The 814-nt window shown below is 29.0% G+C and carries 1 protein-coding gene and 2 pseudogenes; 1 reads left to right on the top strand and 2 read right to left on the bottom strand.

All coding sequences use genetic code 11. The features are described from left to right. Window positions 1–135 (top strand): annotated as a pseudogene (locus tag JVV30_RS13030) (IS6 family transposase); the annotation flags it as partial. Window positions 136–166: 31 nt separating this feature from the next. On the opposite strand, the gene JVV30_RS13025 reads toward JVV30_RS13030, so the two are convergent. Continuing rightward, on the bottom strand, window positions 167–430 hold the full coding sequence (locus tag JVV30_RS13025) for a TcaA second domain-containing protein (RefSeq protein ID WP_031590646.1): 264 nt from the start codon (window positions 428–430) through the stop codon (window positions 167–169). A 33-nt stretch (window positions 431–463) separates the two neighbouring features. Further along, window positions 464–814 (bottom strand): annotated as a pseudogene (locus JVV30_RS13020) (hypothetical protein); the annotation flags it as partial.

Genomic DNA, 814 nt, shown 5'->3' with positions numbered 1-814 from the left:
CAAAGTATCAATACAGCAAAGCATACTTTAAAAGGTATTGAATGTATTTACGCTCTATATAAAAAGAACCGCAGGTCTCTTCAGATCTACGGATTTTTGCCATGCCACGAAATTAGCATCATGCTAGCAAGTTAAGCGAACACTGACATGATAAATTAGTGGTTAGCTATATTTTTTTACTTTGCAACAGAACCATATATTTTATAAACGCTTTTGATTCCTTGTCTGACATAGTCCGTTCACTACCGGATAAAATTTCACTGACTTTTTTAGAATCATTAGATTCTACAGCATCTTCAAATTTATTTATTTGTCCTAGGGCATCTGTTTTTCTAACTACAAATACAATTATTAAAGCAATTAAGATAATTATTAGTAATAAGAAACCATATATATATGGCTTCTTATTACGTGTCTTTTCATTTTCCATACGCATTACCCTTTATATCAATGTAGTAGCAAGTTATTTATTACTATTAAACCACGATGAAATTTTATTCTTGATTTCATCTAACTTATTATTAACTTTATTTAATTCTTCTTCCATTTTTTCATTGTTACCATTATCTTGTTGGGTTTTTGCGTCTTTCAAATTATTAATTGTGTTCTGATAATCTTCTGCAACTTTATTTAATTTGTCTGTATCTGCTTGTTGTTTTAGGCTATCAACTTTATTTTGTAATTCTGCAATTTTTGAATTTGTATCATCATTGCTATTCTCAATACTATCTTTTGTAGATTGAATTTGATCACGAATTTCTTGGTCTTGTTCTTCTACTTTTTGGCCATTATTTGGATAAAGTCCGTATAATTG

This window comes from Staphylococcus sp. GDY8P47P (assembly GCF_016892225.1).
In the GTDB taxonomy this organism is placed as follows: domain Bacteria; phylum Bacillota; class Bacilli; order Staphylococcales; family Staphylococcaceae; genus Staphylococcus; species Staphylococcus borealis.
Note: the sequence above shows the minus strand (reverse complement) of the source record. Positions and strands in the feature narration are given on the sequence as shown.

Excerpts from the sequence above, each read along its gene's own strand:
- JVV30_RS13025 (WP_031590646.1), bottom strand. The coding sequence starts at position 430 with ATGGAAAATGAAAAGACACGTAATAAGAAGCCATATATATATGGTTTC.